The 19,573-nt window shown below is 63.9% G+C and carries 15 protein-coding genes; 7 read left to right on the top strand and 8 right to left on the bottom strand.

The features are described from left to right. Window positions 1-215: 215 nt before the first annotated feature. The 3 genes from dxs to GA566_RS11480 are packed head-to-tail and all read right to left on the bottom strand — an operon-like array spanning window position 216 to window position 3,373. A complete protein-coding gene (gene dxs / locus GA566_RS11470) occupies window positions 216-2,135 on the bottom strand; it encodes a 1-deoxy-D-xylulose-5-phosphate synthase (protein WP_137925749.1) in 1,920 nt (639 codons plus the stop codon). 45 nt (window positions 2,136-2,180) lie between these two features. Next, complete coding sequence (locus tag GA566_RS11475) at window positions 2,181-3,065, bottom strand: polyprenyl synthetase family protein (protein WP_137925748.1); 885 nt, start codon at window positions 3,063-3,065, stop codon at window positions 2,181-2,183. Continuing rightward, window positions 3,062-3,373 (bottom strand): exodeoxyribonuclease VII small subunit, encoded by a 312-nt coding sequence (locus GA566_RS11480; RefSeq protein WP_137925747.1) that lies wholly within the window; start codon window positions 3,371-3,373, stop codon window positions 3,062-3,064. The genes GA566_RS11475 and GA566_RS11480 overlap by 4 nt, the downstream gene beginning before the upstream one ends. A 433-nt stretch (window positions 3,374-3,806) precedes the next feature. Between GA566_RS11480 and GA566_RS11485 the strand changes: the two genes are divergently transcribed. From GA566_RS11485 to GA566_RS11495, 3 genes are all read left to right on the top strand, one after another. Further along, a complete protein-coding gene (locus GA566_RS11485; protein WP_137925746.1) occupies window positions 3,807-4,913 on the top strand; it encodes an aromatic ring-hydroxylating dioxygenase subunit alpha in 1,107 nt (368 codons plus the stop codon). A gap of 172 nt (window positions 4,914-5,085) precedes the next feature. Next, complete coding sequence (locus GA566_RS11490) at window positions 5,086-6,009, top strand: DMT family transporter (protein WP_137925745.1); 924 nt, start codon at window positions 5,086-5,088, stop codon at window positions 6,007-6,009. A gap of 55 nt (window positions 6,010-6,064) precedes the next feature. Further along, window positions 6,065-6,931 carry a sulfurtransferase gene (locus GA566_RS11495; protein WP_160472797.1) on the top strand — a complete coding sequence of 289 codons (867 nt, stop codon included), beginning with the start codon at window positions 6,065-6,067 and terminating at the stop codon, window positions 6,929-6,931. A 30-nt stretch (window positions 6,932-6,961) separates the two neighbouring features. Here GA566_RS11495 and GA566_RS11500 read toward each other — a convergent pair whose 3' ends face one another. The 4 genes from GA566_RS11500 to polA all read right to left on the bottom strand — a co-directional run bounded on the left by GA566_RS11500 (window position 6,962) and on the right by polA (window position 13,446). Continuing rightward, a complete protein-coding gene (locus tag GA566_RS11500; protein WP_202126689.1) occupies window positions 6,962-7,771 on the bottom strand; it encodes a ZIP family metal transporter in 810 nt (269 codons plus the stop codon). Window positions 7,772-7,968: 197 nt separating this feature from the next. Next, the gene (locus tag GA566_RS11505; protein WP_160472798.1) at window positions 7,969-8,850 is read right to left on the bottom strand and encodes a dienelactone hydrolase family protein; all 882 of its coding nucleotides are present in this window, start codon (window positions 8,848-8,850) and stop codon (window positions 7,969-7,971) included. 130 nt (window positions 8,851-8,980) lie between these two features. Continuing rightward, window positions 8,981-10,396, bottom strand: coding sequence for an NAD(P)/FAD-dependent oxidoreductase (locus tag GA566_RS11510; RefSeq protein ID WP_160472799.1), 1,416 nt, complete (start codon window positions 10,394-10,396; stop codon window positions 8,981-8,983). A 236-nt stretch (window positions 10,397-10,632) separates the two neighbouring features. Next, on the bottom strand, window positions 10,633-13,446 hold the full coding sequence (gene polA, locus GA566_RS11515; RefSeq protein WP_160472800.1) for a DNA polymerase I: 2,814 nt from the start codon (window positions 13,444-13,446) through the stop codon (window positions 10,633-10,635). Window positions 13,447-13,450: 4 nt separating this feature from the next. On the opposite strand from polA, the gene GA566_RS11520 reads away from it, so the two are divergent. The 4 genes from GA566_RS11520 (at window position 13,451) to GA566_RS11535 (ending at window position 16,998) form a co-directional block, all read left to right on the top strand. After that, window positions 13,451-14,398: a TIGR00730 family Rossman fold protein gene (locus GA566_RS11520; protein ID WP_171020422.1), complete on the top strand. Its 948-nt coding sequence runs from the start codon at window positions 13,451-13,453 to the stop codon at window positions 14,396-14,398. Between the two features lie 202 nt (window positions 14,399-14,600). Next, window positions 14,601-15,020, top strand: a complete 420-nt coding sequence (locus GA566_RS11525; RefSeq protein ID WP_137925739.1) for a DUF2782 domain-containing protein — start codon at window positions 14,601-14,603, stop codon at window positions 15,018-15,020. A 187-nt stretch (window positions 15,021-15,207) separates the two neighbouring features. Next, the gene (locus tag GA566_RS11530; protein ID WP_160472801.1) at window positions 15,208-16,191 is read left to right on the top strand and encodes a homoserine kinase; all 984 of its coding nucleotides are present in this window, start codon (window positions 15,208-15,210) and stop codon (window positions 16,189-16,191) included. Window positions 16,192-16,197: 6 nt separating this feature from the next. Further along, window positions 16,198-16,998: a BPSS1780 family membrane protein gene (locus tag GA566_RS11535; RefSeq protein WP_137925737.1), complete on the top strand. Its 801-nt coding sequence runs from the start codon at window positions 16,198-16,200 to the stop codon at window positions 16,996-16,998. A 161-nt stretch (window positions 16,999-17,159) separates the two neighbouring features. Here the strand turns inward: GA566_RS11535 and GA566_RS11540 are convergent, their stop codons facing one another. Then, window positions 17,160-19,508, bottom strand: a complete 2,349-nt coding sequence (locus GA566_RS11540; protein WP_160472802.1) for a UvrD-helicase domain-containing protein — start codon at window positions 19,506-19,508, stop codon at window positions 17,160-17,162. Window positions 19,509-19,573: the final 65 nt, after the last annotated feature.

Raw genomic sequence — 19,573 nt, forward strand, 5'->3', positions numbered from 1 at the left:
ACATGGTTCATGCACCGGCCCGCAGCTGCGAACACAAAATGGGAACGGCGATTTTACGGGATATCGGCAAGGCTCGCCGCAGGCGTGCGTGATTCCGCCCATTTCGAGCAGCCCATGCCCTGCCCGTGCGGCGCGTTGCCGGTTTGCGGCGCCCAAAACAAAACCGGCGCGGAATTTCCGCGCCGGTTTCAATCTTACTGAGACCGCTCAGGCCATCACGCCACGCGCGAGGTAGCCACCTTGACCGGTTGATCGGCCAGCTTGAAGCGCTCGCGCACCGAGCGCTCGATACCCGCCGCATCCAGGCCGCATTGCGACAGCAGGAATGCGGGATCGCCATGGTCGATGAAGCGGTCGGGCAAGCCCAGCACCAGCGTCGGGATCTCCACGCCGGCCTCGGCCAGCGCTTCGAGCACCGCACTGCCCGCACCGCCCATCGTTGCACCCTCTTCGACGGTCACCAGGAAGTCGTGGTCGGCAGCCAGTTGCTTGACCAGCTCCACATCCAGCGGCTTCACGAAGCGCATGTTCGCCACGGTGGCGTCTAGCGGCTCGGCTGCCGTCAGCGACGGCTGGAGCATCGAACCAAACGCCAGGATCGCCACGCGCTGGCCGGCACGTGCCTGACCCTGGCGGCGAATCTCACCCTTGCCCACCGGCAGCGCCGTGAGTTCAGCCTGCGTGGCCGCGCCCACGCCCGCACCGCGCGGATAGCGCACGGCGGTCGGGCAATCCTGCTGGTAAGCCGTGGTCAGCAGTTGGCGGCACTCGTTCTCGTCAGACGGCGTCATGACCATCATGTTCGGAATGCAGCGCAGGAACGGGATGTCATAAGCGCCCGCATGCGTGGCACCATCGGCGCCCACCAGGCCGGCACGGTCCAGTGCGAACACGACGGGCAAGTTCTGCAATGCCACGTCGTGAATCAGCTGGTCATAGCCGCGCTGCAGGAACGTCGAGTAGATCGCCACGACAGGCTTCAGGCCCTCACAGGCCAGACCGCCTGCAAACGTCACCGCATGCTGCTCGGCAATGCCCACATCGTAGTAACGATCCGGGAAGCGCTTCTCGAACTCGACCATGCCCGAACCTTCGCGCATGGCCGGCGTCACGGCGATCAGGCGCTTGTCGGCAGCGGCCGTGTCACACAGCCAATCGCCGAAGATCTGCGTGTAGGTCTTGCGCGATGGCTTGGCAGCCGGGCGGATGCCTTCCTCGGGATTGAACTTGCCCGGGCCGTGGTACAGGATCGGGTCGGCCTCTGCCAGCTTGTAACCCTGGCCCTTCTTGGTGACCACGTGCAGGAACTGCGGGCCGTGGCCTTCCAGGGCGCGCTGGCGGATGTTCTGCAGCGTCGGCACCAGCGAGTTGAGGTCGTGGCCATCAATCGGGCCGATGTAGTCGAAGCCGAATTCCTCGAACAGCGTGGCCGGTACGACCATGCCCTTGGCATGCTCTTCCAGACGCTTGGCGAATTCGAGCACGGGGGGCGCAACGGACAGCACCTTTTCGATGCCCTTCTTCGTGGCCGCGTAGAACTGGCCAGACAAGAGTCGCGCCAGATGCTTGTTCAGCATGCCCACCGGCGGCGAGATCGACATGTCGTTGTCGTTCAGCACCACCAGCAGCGGCAGGTCCTTGTAGACGCCCGCGTTGTTCATGGCCTCGAAAGCCATGCCGGCGGTCATCGCGCCATCGCCGATCACCGCGATGCCAACGCGCTTCTCGCCCTGCGTTCGGGCGCCGAGCGCCATGCCGAGCGCGGCCGAGATCGAAGTGGACGAGTGTGCGGTGCCGAAGGTGTCGTACTCGCTTTCGGCGCGGCGCGGGAAGCCCGAGATGCCACCGTACTGGCGCAGCGTCGACATGCGGTCGCGACGGCCGGTCAGGATCTTGTGGGGGTAGCTCTGGTGACCCACGTCCCAGACCACGCGGTCACTGGGCGTGTCGAAGACGTAATGCAGCGCAATGGTCAGTTCCACCGTGCCGAGGTTCGACGACAGGTGGCCGCCGGTCTGCGAGACCGATTCGAGCACGTAGGCGCGCAGTTCGTCGGCCAGCGTCTCGAGTTGGCGCCGGTCCAGGCGGCGCAGATCTGCGGGGTCGTCGATGTTGTTGAGCAGCGTGTAGGTCATTTGTGTCCGTTCGGCCGCCGGATTCTGTTTGTCCGGCTTGTCAGTTCAGTTTGAGCGCAGCACGATCAGGTCGGCCAATTCGGCCAGCCGGCCGGCGCGTGCGCCGAATCCCGCCAACGCCTCGTGGGCGTCGGTGCGCAGCTGGGAGGCCAGCTCGCGTGCGGCATCCAGACCAAGCAGCGACACATAGGTCGGCTTGTCATTGGCGGCATCCTTGCCGGCAGTCTTGCCGAGCGTGGCCGTATCGGCAGTGACGTCGAGAATATCGTCTACCACCTGGAACGCCAATCCCACGGCTGCCGAGTAACGATCCAGCGCTGCCAGGCCGTCCGGATCGATGCTTCCGCACAACGCGCCCATGCGCACGCTGGCACGCAGCAGCGCACCGGTCTTCATGCGATGCATGCCTTCCAGCGCGTCGCGGCTCATCGCCAGACCCACGTTCTGCAGGTCGATGGCCTGGCCACCGCACATGCCCACGGAGCCCGATGCGTGCGCCAGTTCGGCCACCAGCTTCAGGCGCGCCTCGGCGCCCAGCGCCGGCGTCTGGGCCAGCACGATGAACGCCTGCGTCTGCAAGGCATCGCCCACCAGCAGCGCCGTGGCTTCGTCGTAGGCCTTGTGGACCGTGGGACGGCCGCGGCGCAGGTCGTCGTCGTCCATGCATGGCATGTCGTCGTGGACCAGCGAGTAGGCGTGGATCATCTCCACGGCGCAGGCCGCAGCGTCACAAGCTTCGGGGGATGCCCCCGCCACTTCGCCAGCCGCATGCACCAGCAGCGGGCGAACCCGCTTGCCACCGCCGAGGACAGCATAGCGCATGGCTTCATGGAGGGTGTGTGGAATTGTGTCCCTGGACGGCAGTGCTGCGTCCAGGGCGGCCTCGGTCCGGGCGCCCTGCGCCCGCATCCAGGTTGCAAAATCGCTCATTCGAAGTCTGCGCCGTTGCTGTTGTTATCGGTACGTGACTCGGCTGCCAGGGGTTTCAGCGCGTCACCTTCCAGAACCTTGACCTGTTGGGCCACCCGCTCCAGGCTGTGCTGGCAATAGCGCACGAGTTCGGCGCCACGACGGTATGCCGTCAGTGAGGCCTCCAGGGGGAGTTCGCCGCTTTCCATGCTGGCCACCAGCGTTTCCAGCTCGGCCATGGCGGCCTCATAGGAAGCCGGCGGCACGCTTGCGGCCACCGGCTCGTCTGCCTCTTGAGGCTGCGCCGGGGCTGTGGTCGTTCTTGGCATGTCAGGCCTTGATCAGGGTAATTCGCGATTTTACGCCAAACCGTGGGCAGGCCGCAGAACAGACTGATCCATATTGCAGACAGCCCCGTGCGGATAGCGCACATATCAATCGCTTGTGACACGGGCGTGACCGCCATGTGACGTGTGCGCCCGGGTCGTCATTCCGAATGCGCCCGAAAGGGCACCTCCATGACGACCCGGGTCGACTTTTTCGCTAAAAAGGCCAAATAATCAGGCCCTTAACTTTTTGGGTCGGGTACAATCCCCGGCTCGTCAGCGAGTTCGCCCCCGTTGCGTTTTCCACGCATTCTCCAGTCTTGCAGATTGGGGAACCGGACCGGTTTCTGCTCGTCTGACACGGTTTCCCAAATCGATTCATATTTCGATGGTTGGGTTGTTCACTGCTTTCGCCTGTTCATAGGGAGTGGGGATAATGTCCAATCTCAGCACCGCGCTCAAACTTGCGCCGGCTGATTCGCAGTTGCCCGTGGATGTCTATTTCGACGAGGCGCTGCATCAACAAGAACTCGAACTGCTGTTCAAGAAGGGTCCCGGCTACGTCGGCCACGAACTGATGGTGCCGGAATCCGGCGACTTCCAGACGCTGGCCGCCGAAGACGAGGGACGCATGCTGGTGCGCAACCCGGACGGCATCGAACTGCTGTCCAACGTCTGCCGCCATCGCCAGGCCATCATGATGAACGGCCGCGGGAATGCGAAGAACATCGTCTGCCCGCTCCACCGCTGGACCTACGACCTCAAGGGTGACCTGTTGGGCGCGCCGCATTTCGCCGAGCAACCCTGCGTCCACCTGAACCGTTCGCCGCTCCAGAACTGGAACGGCATGCTGTTCGAGGGCGAGCGCGATGTGCGGGCGGACCTCGCGCGCATGGGGGTGGCCGAAGACCTGAACTTCGAAGGCTACATGCTCGACCACGTGGAAGTTCACGAGTGCGACTACAACTGGAAGACCTTTATCGAGGTCTATCTGGAGGACTACCACGTCGTACCGTTCCACCCAGGCCTTGGCAGTTTCGTGTCGTGCGACGATCTCAAGTGGGAGTTCGGCGAATGGCACAGCGTCCAGACCGTGGGCCTGCACGCGGGCCTGAAGCGTCCGGGCAGCATGACGTATCAGAAGTGGCACGAGGAAGTGTTGCGCTTCAACAACGGCAAGCTGCCCAAGCATGGCGCGATCTGGCTGACCTATTACCCCAACATCATGGTGGAGTGGTATCCGAACGTGCTCTGCATCTCGACGCTGCACCCGCTCGGGCCGCGCAAGACGCGCAATGTGGTGGAGTTTTACTACCCCGAGGAAATCGTGCTGTTCGAGCGCGAGTTCGTAGAGGCTGAGCGCGCCGCCTATATGGAGACGTGCATCGAGGACGACGAGATTGCCGAGCGCATGGACGCCGGCCGCCTCGCACTCATGAAGCGCGGCGTCAGCGAGACCGGACCTTACCAGTCGCCAATGGAAGACGGCATGCAGCATTTCCACGAGTGGTATCGCCGCGCCATGGACTATCAGAAGCGCTAGGCGCCACTGTGGTAACCCCGAAACGGACCGTGAAAACGGTCCGTTTTGCTTTGGAGCCGACCTCTTCCGACTGTTACAATCGCCATTCGCAATCGTTGCCGATACAACGAATTTCCCGCCCGGCGCCATGCCATGCGGCTTCAACCCGCTTCACCCGTTACCGCCCCTCGCCATGCAATCGCTCTGGATGCTGTTCGCCGCCTTCGCTTTCTCGTTGATGGGGGTGGGCGTCAAGCTGGCGTCGGACTACTACACCACGGGCGAGATCGTCTTCTACCGTAGCCTGATCGGCGTGACGATCATGTGGATCATGCTGCGCTCGCAAGGCATATCGGTACGTACGCCCCACATGGTCACGCACATCAAGCGCAGCCTGTTCGGCGTGACCGCGCTGCTGCTCTGGTTCACCTCGATCACGATGCTGCCGCTGGCCACGGCGATGACGCTGAACTACATGTCGCCGGTCTGGATCGCGCTGATCATCGGTGCTGGGGCGGCGCTGGCTGGCACGGGCCGAACCGCCGACAAGAAACTGATCGGCGCCATCCTGATGTCGTTCGGCGGTGTGATCTGCCTGTTGCAGCCTTCCGTCGTCGGCCACAACCAGCTCGCGGGCGGCATGATCGGCTTGATCTCGGGCGTGTTCACGGCGCTGGCGTATGTGGAAGTGCGCCAGCTCGGCCAGCTCGGCGAGCCCGAAGGCCGGATCGTGTTTTATTTCTCGGCGGTCGGGCTGGCCTGCGGACTGGTCTGGATGTTGTATTCGGGGGTCAGTCCGATGACTTGGCGCGGCGCCGGCATGCTGCTGGCGATCGGTATTCTTGCCACGCTGGGCCAGACATCGATGACGCGCGCCTACAAGCGCGGCAATACGCTGCTGACCGCAAACCTGCAATACGCAGGCATCGTGTTCTCCAGCCTCTGGGGCATCCTCGTCTGGAACGACAAGCTTAACTGGGTGTCGTGGCTGGGGATGGCGCTGATTGTCGGCAGTGGCATCGCCACCACGCTGACACGGGCGCGCGATACGGACGAGCATCCCACGCCGGCCACGCCGGTGAAGTCCCCGGAAGCCGAGGTCCACCCCGAGGTTTGATCCCTGAGCGGTGTAGCATTGACGGCGATTCGCTCAACGAGAGAGACCGCTGTCCATGCCATCTTCCACGCCATCACCGCTGATCACCGCCACCGAACTGCAGCAACTTCGCTCCGAAGGCCGCCGGACCGTCATCATTGACTGCTCGTTCGACCTGACCAATCCGGCTGCGGGCCGCGAGATCTACCAGCAGGGCCACCTGCCGGGCGCCTTCTATCTCCACCTCGACAACGAACTGTCCGGCCCGAAGACCGGCGTCAATGGCCGCCATCCGCTGCCCGACGCCGAACTGCTTGTGAACCGGTTGCGCGCGCTGGGCGTGGATGACGATACGCTGGTCGTGGCCTACGACGCCCATGGGGCGATGTACGCCGCGCGGCTGTGGTGGCTGATGCGCTGGGTGGGTCACGGTGCCGTAGCCGTGCTCGATGGCGGCAAGGCCGCCTGGGTGGCGGCGGGACTGCCGCTCGAACCCGGCGCGACGCCCGATCCGGAAACGGGTGGCAACCTGACGCGCCGGCCATCGCTGGTGCGCACTGCCAACGCCAATGCCCTGCTCGCCAATCTCGATCAACCTGCCCTGCTCGTGGTCGATGCCCGCGCACCGGATCGCTTCCGCGGCGAGAACGAGACGCTCGATCCTGTGGGTGGTCACATCCCTGGCGCAGCCAATCGCTTCTTCAAGGACAATCTGGCCGCCGATGGCCGGTTCAAGCCAGCCGATCAGTTGCGCGCCGAGTTCGGAGAAGTTTTCGGCGGCAAACCTGCTGCGCAGACCGTGATGCAGTGTGGATCGGGCGTGACGGCCTGCCACAACCTGCTGGCGATGGAAGCGGCTGGCCTGACCGATGCGGCGCTGTATCCGGGATCGTGGAGCGAATGGTGCGCCGACCCGAAGCGGCCGGTGGCTACCGGTAGCTAATCCACCGGCCACTGCAGGCAAAAAGCGGCGTCACCGGGACGCCGCTTCCTCCTGTTTCGAATGCTGATGGGCGTGCTGCTCGTGCACGCCATTGGTGATGAACACGATGGCCGTGATGCCGGCGGCCACCAGCAACACCTGCACCGCCGATTCCTTGAGCCGTGGCTTGCGCTGCATCTGCGGCATCAGGTCGCTCACTGCGATATAGAGGAAGCTGCTCGACGCGATCACCAGCACGTACGGAATCCAGCTCGACAGCTCGTCCAGCAGGAAGTAGCCGACCACGCCGCCGAGCACGGCGGCCAGACTCGACAGCAGGTTGAAGGCAAACGCGCGCGCCTTCGAGAATCCGGCATTGAGCAGCACGATGAAGTCGCCCACTTCCTGCGGAATCTCGTGAGCGGCAATCGCCAACGCGGTGACCAGTCCGATATGCGGATCGGCCAGGAACGCGGCCGCAATCACGATGCCATCGGCAAAGTTGTGGAAGGTATCGCCCACCAGGATCGTCAGGCCACTGCGACCCGCTTCCTCGCGGTCATGCCCATGGTGATGGTGATGGCCGTCGCCTTCGTGATGGTGCGAATGGCGCAGCAGCGAGATCTTTTCGAGAAGGAAGAAGCCCAGCAGCCCGGCCAGCAGCGTGCCGAACAGCGCGCGCGGATCGGCGCCGGACTCGAACGCCTCGGGCAGCGAGTGCAGCAGCGCCGTGGCCAGCAGCACCCCCACCGAGAAACTCACCATGCGCTCCACCACGCGCGAGGCAACGGTCAGCGATAGCACTGCCGCACCCAGGATGCTGCCGACGCCCGAAATGGTCGCCGCCAGCAGGATGTACAAAAGCGTGGAATGGATGATGAACTCCCGGACCGGCCCCCGCCCGACCACCGGGCAGTCGTCGCCGACTGAAACGCTCGCACTAACGCAACATGGTTGCAAAAACGCAAGAGTCGGCATTGTACGTACGTCCGGCCTTGCTTTGCAATCACCCGCGCGGTCGTTGGGGCTACTTCACCGTCATCCGGGTCGATGCGGCATCAGGCAACCTTGTGCTGCTTGAACCAGGCCAGGCATCGCTGCCAGCCGTCCTTGGCCGCCGCTTCCACATAGCTGGCCCGGTAGTCGGCATGGAACGCATGCCCGGCTTCGGGGTAGACCACGAACGTCGACGCCTTCGCATTCGGATTCGGATTCGACGATTCGGCCAGCGCCGCCTTCATCTGCGCCACGTGTTCCTGCGTGATACCGGTGTCCTTGCCGCCGTAGAGCCCCAGCACCGGCGCATTCAGTTCGCCAGCGATATCCACCGGATTGCGCGGCTTCAGCGGGTTGGGCTGGCCCACCAGTTGGCCGTACCACGCCACGCCGGCCTTTACGCGCTTGCTGTGCGCCGAATAGAGCCACGTGATGCGGCCGCCCCAGCAGAAACCGGTGATGGCCAGGCGGTTCACGTCGCCGCCATGCGCAGCCGCCCAGGCCACGCAGGTGTCGAGATCGCTCATGACCTGCGCATCGGGCGTCTTCTGGATGATGTTGGCCTGCAGTTCCTGGATGGTGCCATAGCTGCTGGGGTCGCCCTGCCGCGCAAATAGTTCGGGTGCGATGGCCAGGTAGCCAAGCTTGGCAAAGCGTCGGCACACATCGGCGATGTGCTCATGCACGCCGAAGATCTCGCTGACGACCAGCACCACGGGCAGGTTGGTCTTGCCCTCCGGCTGGGCGCGGTACACGGGCATGTTGAAGCCGTTCGACGGCACCGTGATCTCGCCGGCCGTCAGGCCCTGGAAATCGGTCTTGATGGTCTGCGCGGTCACCGGCAGCACGGCTGCGGCAAAAGCCGAGCCTAGCGCGGTCTTGACGAAACTGCGGCGGTCGAAGGGCTGGCCGGGGACGAGACTTTCAATTTCTGGCTTCAGCATGGGGCGGGCTCCGGGAATCAGGCGATATCGGGATGCCGCTCCATGTGACGCCAGCGCGGCGCCGTCGATTCTAAGCAAAGATGGCCGGTAGCGCACGCGCCACCGGCCATCCTTCTTTCGCCCATCGACCTCAGTGCAGCTTCACCCGGGGGCTGGTCTTGCTGCGCAGCCAGTGCGTGACCGTGTCGAGCCCCATGCCGATGGCGCCGTGCAGCGCCAGTACGTGCATGCGATACAGCGACGTGTACATGAAGCGTGCCATCAGCCCCTCGATGAACATCGACCCGCCGATCAGGCCGCCCATCAGGCTACCTACCGCGCTGAAGTGTCCCAGCGACACCAGCGAACCAAAGTCCTTGAAGCCGAACTCCGGCAGCGGCTTGCCTGCGAGCCGGGCGCGGATCGCGTCGTACAGGAACGTGGCCTGTTGATGCGCGGCCTGCGCACGCGGGGGCACCGTGGTCTGCTTCTCGGTCCACGGCGCGGCAGCGCAATCGCCAAACGCAAAGATGTTCGGATCGGTCTCGCTCTGCAGCGTGGGGCCAACCACGATCTGACCCATCTTGCTGACTGGCAAACCCAGGGTGCGCAACACGCCCGGCGCGGTGATGCCGGCCGCCCATACGGTGAGGTCGGCATCGATATGCTTGCCACTGGCCGTGAGCACTGCATCCGAAGTGACTTCGGTCACGCGTTCGCCAGTGAACACATCGACTTCGAGCTTGCGCAGCAGCTTGGTCGTTTCTGCCGACACGCGTTCGGACAGCGCGGGCAGGATGCGCGGGCCGGCCTCGATGACGTGGATACGCACATCGCGGCGCGGGTCGAGCTGGTGCAGCCCATACGCGTTCAGCACATGCGCCGTGTTGCGCAACTCCGCCGACAGTTCCACGCCCGTTGCCCCCGCGCCGATGATGGCGACATCGACACGCGGACGGCCGTCCTCGCCCATGCGCCCCTTGCCATTCTGGGCGCGCACGCATGCCGCGATCAGCTTGCGGCGGAAGCGCTCGGCCTGCGCCACGGTATCGAGGGCAATCGCATGCTCGGCCGCACCGGGCACGCTGAAGAAGTGCGTCACGCAACCGATGGCCAGCACGAGCGTGTCATATGCCAACGCGCGCGCGGGCAACAGTTCGGCACCGTCCTGGTCGATACAGGCAGCCACATGGATGACCTTGCTCTCGCGATCGATGCCCGTCAGTTCGCCCTGCTGGAATTCGAAGTGGTGCCAGCGTGCCTGCGCCACGTATTCCAGTTGGTGAGTGTTGGGATCCATGCTGCCGGCAGCCACTTCGTGCAGCAGCGGCTTCCAGATGTGCGTGGGCGAGCGATCCACCAGCGTGATCTGCGCCTGACGCGACTTGCCGAGCTTGTCACCGAGCCGCGTGACGAGTTCGAGCCCGCCGGCACCGCCACCGACAACGATGATGCGATGGAGTGCGTTGGATGCACGCGGCGCCGCGCTGCGTTGCGGACCGCTTGCGATTGGTGTGGTTTCCGTAGGAGTAGGGGCGCTTTCCTCTTTGCCTTGTGCGTTGCTCATGGTCTACCCGATGTTTTCAATTTGAAAACCGGTGCAGGCCCCTGCGGCGTCTTTCTGTTGTGGTCTCGCACCGCGAGGCCGTTATTCTGTACTGCGAAGATTCTGCTGACTACGACTGGGTTGCTGCCAGTGTGCTGCACAGCAACACGACTGGCAAGGGGGTCCCCGGTCGTTTCAGCAAGTACTTCTTTGCATACAGCGGCATCGCAGGGGCGACAGACAAGACAGGTGACTTGCTAGTGCGCCTCTTCCCAGTTCGAGCCGCTGCCCACTTCAGCCACCAACGGCACATTCAGCTGCGCCACGCCGCACATCAGCTCGGGCAGCTTCACCTTCACAAGTTCAAACTCTGCCTCGGGCACTTCGAGCACCAGTTCATCGTGTACCTGCATGATCTGACGCGAGCCCAGCTTGTCGGCCTCCAGCCAGTCCTGCACGCCGATCATCGACAACTTGATCAGGTCTGCTGCGGTCCCCTGCATCGGCGCGTTGATGGCCGCGCGCTCCGCTGCCTGACGGCGCGGACCGTTGCCGCCGTTGATATCCGGCAACCACAGGCGACGACCGAACACCGTCTCCACATAGCCCTGTTCGCGCGCCTTCTGCCGCGTCTCTTCCATATAGTTCGCTACGCCCGGATAGCGCATGAAGTAGCGATCGATATAGTGCTTGGCCGCCTCGCGCTCGATGCCAAGGTTGCCGGCCAGCCCGAACGCGCTCATGCCGTAGATCAGGCCAAAGTTGATGACCTTGGCGTAGCGGCGCTGCTCGCTTGTCACGGCCTCGCGTTCCACGTTGAAGATCTCGCCGGCCGTGGCGCGGTGGATATCTTCGCCATTGGCAAACGCGCGCAGCAGATTCTCGTCGCCCGAGATATGCGCCATGATGCGCAGTTCGATCTGCGAATAGTCGGCGGAAACAATCACGTTGCCCGGCGCGGCAATGAACGCTTCGCGAATGCGGCGGCCTTCTTCCGTGCGCACCGGAATGTTCTGCAGGTTTGGCTCGGTCGAAGCCAGGCGGCCAGTCACGGCAGTGGCCTGCCCATAGCTCGTATGCACGCGGCCCGTGCGCGTGTTGACCATGCGCGGCAGTTTGTCGGTGTAAGTCGATTTCAGCTTCGACAGCCCCCGGTAGTCCAGCAGCAGCTTGGGCAGGGGATAGTCTTCGGCCAGTTTCTGCAGCACCTCTTCGTCCGTGGACGGTGCGCCGCTGGCGGTCTTCTTGACCACCGGCAGCTTCATCTGGTTGAACAGGATTTCACCGATCTGCTTTGGCGAACCGAGGTTGAACGGCTGCCCCGCAGCTTCATGCGCAGCGCGCTCGGCTTCCATCATGCGCTGGCCCAGGTCCGCGCTCTGTGCAGCCAAACGGTCCGCATCGATCAGCACGCCGTTGCGTTCGATCTTCTGCAGTACCACCGACACCGGGATCTCGATCTTCTCGTAGACGTAGCGCAGCCCATCGGCCTGCTCCAGTTGCGGCAGCATCTTGCGATGCAGGCGCAGCGTCACGTCGGCATCTTCCGCCGCGTACTCGGTGGCACGCTGCAGGTCGATCTGGTCGAAGCCGATCTGGCTCGCGCCCTTGCCGCAGACTTCCTCGTACGTAATCGTCTTCACGTTCAGCAGGCGTTCGGCCAGGCTGTCCATGCCGTGATTGCGGTACGACGCCAGCACGTAACTCTCCAGCATCGTGTCGTGGGCAATGCCACGCAGCGTGATGCCGTGATTCATGAAGACGTGCGAATCGTATTTCAGGTGCTGTCCCAGCTTCCGACGCGAATCATCTTCGAGCCACGCACGCATCCGCTCCAGCACGAACTCGCGCGACAGCTGGCCGTGGTTATCCATGCCCGCCACATCGGGGCCGCGATGAGCCACCGGAATGTAGGCGGCCTCGCCCGGCTCCACCGACACCGAAATGCCAACCAGTTCGGCCACCATCGGATCGAGCGACGTGGTTTCCGTGTCGATGGCTACCAGTGGCGCATCGATCAGCTTCTGCATCCACGCTTCCAACGCGGCCTCGGTCGTCACGGTCTCGTAGCGGATGTCATCGGGCGGCAAGTCCTCGGCGGGTGCCTCGGCTGCGCTCGGCGCGGCATCGAACAGCCCTCCCTGCGCAGACTGCGCGGGTTGCGGCGTGGCGCGTGCCCCGGCCGCGCGTGCATTCGGCAATGCCTCGCCCGTGGCTTCGCGCAACCATGTCTTGAAACCGTACTTGCGGAAGAAATCGACAAGCTTTTCCTTGTCTTCGCCAAGGTCGTGCAACGCCTGGAAATCGGCCACGGCATCGCTCAGGTCGCAATCGGTCTTGACGGTCACCAGTTCGCGCGCGCGCGGCAGCCAGTCAAGCGCGTTGCGCAGGTTCTCGCCCACCACGCCCTTGATACCGTCGGCACCGGCCATGATGCTGTCGAGCGTGCCGTACTCGGTCAGCCATTTGACGGCAGTCTTCGGCCCCACCTTGGGCACGCCCGGCACGTTGTCCACGGCGTCGCCGATCAGCGACAGATAGTCGACGATACGCTCGGGGGCCACGCCGAACTTGGCGACCACGCCGGGCGGATCGAGGATCTCGCCGCTCATCGTGTTGACCAGCGTGACGTTGCCATTCACGAGCTGCGCGAGGTCCTTGTCGCCGGTGGAGACCACGGTATTCACGCCTTGCGCCGTGGCCTGGCAGGCCAGCGTGCCGATCACGTCGTCGGCTTCCACGCCCTCGACCACCACAATCGGCCAGCCCAGTGCGCGCACGGCCTCATGGATCGGCTCGATCTGGCGAGCCAGGTCCTCGGGCATCGACGGGCGATGTTCCTTGTAGGCGGGATATAGATCATCCCGGAACGTCTTGCCCTTGGCGTCGAATACGCAGGCGATATATTGTGCGGGGAAATCGTTGCGCAGCTTGCGCAACATGTTGATCATGCCGTAGATTGCCCCTGTGGGCAGACCTTCGCCATTCCTCAGGTCCGGCAGCGCGTGATACGCGCGATACAGATAGCTCGATCCATCGACGAGCAAGAGTGTTTTTCGACTATCCGACATTCCCATGGACTCTAAATTGACTGGTGCCCCCGCAGGCGGCGCAGACGCCGCCCCCCTCGCCGACACGGACGTTTCCGACATTTCCGGTAACACGGTGAATCCGCCGCCCGAGAAAGCCTCGGCACACGCCGCGTCCATCGCCGCAAAAGCCGATGCCGCAGCAGCTGGCAAGACCCCCGAGGAACAGGACGCTGCCGCCCGCGCGGCGGCCGCTCGCGCAAATCCGCGCAAGATGATTCCAAGCCTGCGTGCGCTGGCGGATGAAGACCGCGCCACGGCAAAGAAGGCGCGCGCATCGTGGCAAATGTTCACGATTATGGCAGAGTTCATCGAGGCGACCGAGTACCTGTCCGAGATCCGGCCGGCCGTTTCGATCTACGGCAGCGCGCGGCTGCGCGAGGACTCGCCGTACTACCAGAAGACCATCGAGATCGCCCGGCTGTTCTCGGACGCTGGCTTCGCCGTGATCTCGGGTGGTGGCCCCGGCATCATGGAAGCCGCCAACAAGGGCGCACACGCCGGCAAGTCCGCCAGCGTGGGTCTGAACATCGAACTTCCGCACGAGCAGCAGGGCAATCCGTACCAGGACATCGCCATGCGGTTCCGCCACTTCTTCACGCGCAAGGTCACTTTTGTGAAGAATTCGGATGCGTTCATCGTGATGCCCGGCGGGTTCGGCACGCTTGATGAACTGGCCGAAGTGCTGACGCTGGTGCAGACCGGCAAGTCCCGTGCCGTGCCAGTGGTCATGTACGGCAGCCGCTTCTGGAAGGGCCTGCTGGACTGGTTCCGCTTCACGCTGCTGCCGATGGGGTTGATTGCCGAACACGACCTGGACCTGATGAAGATCGTGGACGAGCCGCAGGAAGTGCTGGAAGCCGTGTACGAGTACTACGAAAAGCGCGGCGGCGACCACCCGATTCCGCCCAAGGAAGAAATGTTCTACCTGTAAGGCATTACGCGTTGCAACCACCCGCTGGCCGGTGTCGCGACGGACCGGACAGTGGGTGGACGGAAGGCCACGAGAACAGACCGAAAATGGCAGGAATTGCTAGAATGGAAACCTGTTCATCCTGACTGGGCCGGCGCCGCCGGATTCGGCAGGATCCATCCGCGCAGCGGGCCCTCCCTGCCCGCGCGCACAGGAGCTTCAGATGACTTCCCCTTCGCAACCGGGTGCCAGGCTGGCCGATCTGCATGCAGCGATCCGCCGCCCCGGCTATGTGCTCGCGCTTGCCGCCGCCGTGCTTGCCCTGACCGCCAGCCAGCGTGTGCTGGCGCAGGACTCGGAAACCAGCAACGCCTTGACGCAGCAGGAACTCAACAAGATCAACAACCAGCCGATCGCCCCTGCGTCCAAGAGCCAGCTGAACCAGCCGCGCGAGCCGAGCTTCCAGTTGCGTGAGCGCGATGGCACCCAGGTGACCGAATACAAGGACAAGGGACGCGCCACCGAGATCCAGGTGCAATCGGGTTTCGGCACCAAGTACGAGATGAGCAAGCCGGAAGATAGCTCGCCGCGAATCCGGGATCACGACGTGAATCGCGTGCCCTCCGTGAACCTCAAGTTCTGAGCCTGAAGGACGTTTTCTGGTTCAGGGCCTCATGTCCTGATACCCTTTAGCCTTTCTTACCCACGATTGCCGCCAAGGCCCAGCCCGGGCGGCCATCGCGCCGGCCCTCCGGCAGCAATGCCGCGGCGGCTGGCCGGCACCTTGTCGTGCCGACCGGCCGCTCCCCGATTCGCACCAATTAAACAGTATGGCCGTTTTCACCACGGTCTCGCAGGACGAGATCGCCCGCTGGCTGCTTGACTATGACCTTGGCGAAGTGCGCGCGCTGCGCGGCATCGCCTCGGGCATCGAAAACAGCAATTTCTTTCTGACCATGGAGCAGGATAGCGTCACGCGCGAGTACGTGCTGACGATCTTCGAACGGCTGCGCAGCGACCAGTTGCCGTACTACCTGCATCTGATGGACCATCTGGCGCGCCACGACATCAGCGTGCCGGCCCCGATGCCCGCTCGCGATGGCGAGATCCTGCGCGAGCTCAAGGGCAAGCCGGCCACCATCGTGACACGGTTGCCCGGCACCTCGCAATTGGCCCCGCAGCCCGAACATTGCGCCGAAGTGGGCGCGATGCTGGCGCGCATGCACCTGGCCGGGCAGGACTATCCGCGCCAGCAACCGAACCTGCGCAGCCTGGGCTGGTGGCAGCAGACCACGCCAGAGATCACGCCATTCCTCGACACGGCACAGCGCAAGCTGCTGACCGACGAGATCGCGCACCAGACCGCCTTCTTTGGCAGCGCCGACTATGCCGCGCTGCAGGGCGGCCCGTGCCATTGCGACCTGTTCCGCGACAACGTGCTGTTCGATACTGCCGGGGGCCAGCAGAAGCTCGGCGGTTTCTTCGATTTCTACTTTGCCGGCAACGACAAATGGCTGTTCGACCTGGCCGTGACGGTCAACGACTGGTGCATCGACTTGCCGACCGGCGTGCTCGACCTCTCGCGTGCGGAGGCCATGCTGCGTGCCTATCATGCGGTGAGGCCGCTGACAGCTGTGGAGGCCCGCCACTGGCAAGACATGCTGCGCGCCGGCGCGCTGCGCTTCTGGGTATCGAGGCTGTGGGATTTCTACCTGCCGCGCGAGGCCGACATGCTGCAGCCGCATGACCCGACCCATTTCGAACGCATCCTGCGGCGTCGCCTCGACGACGCAGCGGCGCTCCCCTGGATCTGATTCGCCATGCAACTACTGGAAGTTTCCGCCAAGGAAGGCTATGTCTGGTTCCGCCAGGGTGTCTGGCTGTTCCGCAAGAACCCGCTCGCCTTCCTGATGCTGCTGTTCATCTACCTGATCGCCGCGCAACTGGCGATCTTTGTGCCGCTGCTCGGCATCATCGCACTGCTGGTTTTCACGCCAGGGCTTTACGTAGGCGTGATGACGGCTTGCCGTGAGGTCATCCAGAACAAGCGCGTACTGCCAACCATCCTGTTGTCGGGCTTCCGCAGCAACGGCAAGCAGGCGATGCGCAATCTGCTTGTGCTGGGTGGCATCTATGCGGTGCTGATTTTCACGCTGAGTCTGATCGCAACCTCGGTGGTGGACATCGGCACGGTGGCGCCCATGGTGCTCAAGGGCGAGGAACCTTCGGCCGAAGCCGTACAGCAGCTCTACTATGCGCTGATGATCGGCGCCCTGCTCTATACGCCGATCGCGATGCTGTTCTGGTTCGCGCCGCTGCTGTCGGCCTGGCACCAGGTGCCGCCGGTCAAGGCGCTGTTCTTCAGCTGGACCGCCTGCTGGCGCAATCGCGGCGCGTTCTTCACCTACGCCATGCTGTTCGCGGTGTTGCTGGTAGCGGTGCCGCTGGTGCTGGAGACCGTGTTCGCGGCATTCGGCGGGCAGGAAGTGCTGTCGTTCCTCGTGACGCCGTATTCGCTGCTGATGCTGGCGATCCTGTACTGCTCGTTCTATGCGACGTACCGGGGTTGTTTCAATATCCTGCCGCCGGAAGAGGTGGTGAACGGGGCGCAGCAGCCTTGATATCCGCTTGTCTTGCTCCCCTCTCCCGCACGGCGGGAGAGGGGTCGGGGGAGAGGGTCAGCAGTGCAAATTGCGATGCGTCGGCAAGCAGAACCTCCCGCCCTCTCCCCTGCCCCTCTCCCAGAGGGAGAGGGGAGTAAAACAGCGAGGGAGCGAAGCGCTCAATCAATCGGATCCAGCTTCGCTACCGCCAGTGCCAGCCATTTGACGCCGTGGCGCTTGAAGTCGATATTCGCGCGGGCATCGGCGCCCTCGCCTTCCAGTGCCTTGATCCGGCCTTCTCCGAACTTGGTGTGAAAGACGTTCTGGCCCACGCGAAAACCCGTGGCTGCGGCGCGTTTTTCCTCGGCGTAGTTCTTCTTGCCGGTATCCATGCCGCCCGTGGGCTTCGTGCCCGTGTACGGCACATCTTCCGCACGCTTGAACCAGTCGCGGCCCCAGGCGTTGTCGCGCTCCTGGCGGCTGACGCCGTAGCCGGTCTGGCCTTGCGGAATGATCCACTTCAGCGATTCCTCAGGCAGTTCCTCGAAGAAGCGTGATTTCATGTGGTAGCGCATCTGGCCGTGCAGGACGCGGCTCTGCGCGAACGACAGGAACAGCCGCTCGCGGGCGCGGGTGATGGCCACATACATCAGGCGGCGCTCTTCCTCGATGCCATCGGCTTCCTGTGCGCTGTTGTCGTGCGGGAACAGCCCCTCTTCCAGCCCGGTGATGAATACCACGTTGAATTCCAGGCCCTTGGCCGCGTGGACCGTCATCATCTGCACCGCATCCTGGCCGGCCTGCGCCTGGTTGTCGCCGGCTTCCAGCGACGCGTGAGTCAGGAACGCCACCAGCGGCGTCATCACCACCGGCAACTGTTCGGGGTCGAGTACCTGCTGATCCTGGTCGCCCTGCGCCAGTGCCGGCGGCATATCGCGCCCCACGGGCAGCATGCGCGCCGGGGCATCCAGCCCGAAGCCATCTTCCACGACGAATGCCTGCGCGGCAGTCACCAGTTCCTGCAAGTTCTCGATGCGGTCCTGGCCCTCTTTCTCGGCCTGGTAGTGCGCAATCAGGCCGCTGGTATTGGTGACGTACTCCACCGTCTCCGGCAACGTCATGCGAGTGGTTTCCGTACGCATCTGATCGATCAGGCGCAGGAACGCGCCCAGCGAACTCCCCGCCTTGCCGGGCACGTAGGCCACGGCCTCCGCCAGCGAGAGGTTGTACTGGCGCGCGGCGTCCTGCAGCGTTTCCAGGGACTTGGCGCCGATGCCACGTGTCGGGAAGTTGACCACCCGGGCGAAAGCGGCGTCGTTGCGCGGGTTCTCGATCAGTTGCAGGTAGGCCAGCGCATGCTTGACCTCGGCCCGCTCGAAGAAGCGCAGGCCGCCGTACACGCGGTACGCGATACCCGACGAGAACAGCGCATGCTCGATCACGCGCGACTGCGCGTTGCTGCGGTAAAGGATGGCGATCTCGGAGCGTGTCATGCCCTGCGCGATCTGGTCACGAATCTCCTCGACGATCCACGACGCCTCCTGGCCATCGGTGCCAGCCTGATACACGCGCACCGGCTCGCCGTGCCCGGCATCGGTACGCAGGTTCTTGCCCAACCGGCGCGCGTTGTGCGAGATCAGGTGGTTGGCGGTATCGAGAATGTGACCATGCGAGCGATAGTTCTGCTCCAGCTTGATCATGTGGCGCACGCGGAATTCCTGCTCGAAATCGCGCATGTTGCCCACGTTGGCACCGCGGAAGGCGTAGATGCTCTGGTCATCGTCGCCCACCGCGAACACCGCCGCCCCGTTGCCTGTGCCATAGCCGGCCAGCAGCTTGAGCCAGCGGTACTGCAGTACGTTCGTATCCTGGAACTCGTCGACGAGGACATGCCGGAACCGGTACTGGTAGTGCTGGCGGATGGCGTCGTTGTAGCGCAGCAGTTCATAGCAGCGCAGCAGCAACTCGGCGAAATCCACCACCCCTTCCCGCTGGCACTGCTGGTCATAGGCCGCGTAGAGATCCACGAACCGGCGATTGAAATCGTCGTTGGCTTCGACATCGGCCGGACGCAGGCCCTGCTCCTTGGCGTTGTTGATGAAGTACTGCAGGCTCTTGGCCGGGTACTTCTCGTCATCGACGTTGAGCTGCTTGAGCAGGCGCTTGAGCGCCGAGAGCTGGTCCTGGGTATCGAGGATCGAGAAGGTCTGCGGCAGTCCGGCATCGCGGAAATGCGCGCGCAGCATGCGGTTGCACAGCCCGTGAAAGGTGCCGATCCACATGCCGCGCGTATTGATCGGCAGCATCGACGACAACCGCGTCTGCATTTCCTTGGCGGCCTTGTTGGTAAAGGTCACCGCCAGGATGCCGGCCGGCGAGACCCGGCCGTTCTGGATCAGCCAGGCAATCCGCGTGGTCAGCACGCGGGTCTTTCCACTGCCCGCGCCCGCCAGGATCAGGGCCGGTTCGTCCGGCAGGGTGACGGCGGCGAGTTGTTCGGCGTTGAGATTGGCTAGCAGGCTGGACATCGGGACAGGGCCGGAAAAGTAGGCGGCAATTATACCGGCGGCCAACCCTCCCTTACCGGGATGGT

This window comes from Cupriavidus sp. SW-Y-13 (assembly GCF_009793345.1).
Taxonomy (GTDB): Bacteria; Pseudomonadota; Gammaproteobacteria; order Burkholderiales; family Burkholderiaceae; genus Cupriavidus.

What these genes read in the sequence shown, in the direction of transcription:
- dxs (WP_137925749.1), bottom strand. Translation starts at nt 2,135, where the DNA reads ATGACCTACACGCTGCTCAACAACATCGACGACCCCGCAGATCTGCGC.
- GA566_RS11475 (WP_137925748.1), bottom strand. Translation starts at nt 3,065, where the DNA reads ATGAGCGATTTTGCAACCTGGATGCGGGCGCAGGGCGCCCGGACCGAG.
- GA566_RS11480 (WP_137925747.1), bottom strand. Translation starts at nt 3,373, where the DNA reads ATGCCAAGAACGACCACAGCCCCGGCGCAGCCTCAAGAGGCAGACGAG.
- GA566_RS11485 (WP_137925746.1), top strand. Translation starts at nt 3,807, where the DNA reads ATGTCCAATCTCAGCACCGCGCTCAAACTTGCGCCGGCTGATTCGCAG.
- GA566_RS11490 (WP_137925745.1), top strand. Translation starts at nt 5,086, where the DNA reads ATGCAATCGCTCTGGATGCTGTTCGCCGCCTTCGCTTTCTCGTTGATG.
- GA566_RS11495 (WP_160472797.1), top strand. Translation starts at nt 6,065, where the DNA reads ATGCCATCTTCCACGCCATCACCGCTGATCACCGCCACCGAACTGCAG.
- GA566_RS11505 (WP_160472798.1), bottom strand. Translation starts at nt 8,850, where the DNA reads ATGCTGAAGCCAGAAATTGAAAGTCTCGTCCCCGGCCAGCCCTTCGAC.
- GA566_RS11510 (WP_160472799.1), bottom strand. Translation starts at nt 10,396, where the DNA reads ATGAGCAACGCACAAGGCAAAGAGGAAAGCGCCCCTACTCCTACGGAA.
- polA (WP_160472800.1), bottom strand. Translation starts at nt 13,446, where the DNA reads ATGTCGGATAGTCGAAAAACACTCTTGCTCGTCGATGGATCGAGCTAT.
- GA566_RS11520 (WP_171020422.1), top strand. Translation starts at nt 13,451, where the DNA reads ATGGACTCTAAATTGACTGGTGCCCCCGCAGGCGGCGCAGACGCCGCC.
- GA566_RS11525 (WP_137925739.1), top strand. Translation starts at nt 14,601, where the DNA reads ATGACTTCCCCTTCGCAACCGGGTGCCAGGCTGGCCGATCTGCATGCA.
- GA566_RS11530 (WP_160472801.1), top strand. Translation starts at nt 15,208, where the DNA reads ATGGCCGTTTTCACCACGGTCTCGCAGGACGAGATCGCCCGCTGGCTG.
- GA566_RS11535 (WP_137925737.1), top strand. Translation starts at nt 16,198, where the DNA reads ATGCAACTACTGGAAGTTTCCGCCAAGGAAGGCTATGTCTGGTTCCGC.
- GA566_RS11540 (WP_160472802.1), bottom strand. Translation starts at nt 19,508, where the DNA reads ATGTCCAGCCTGCTAGCCAATCTCAACGCCGAACAACTCGCCGCCGTC.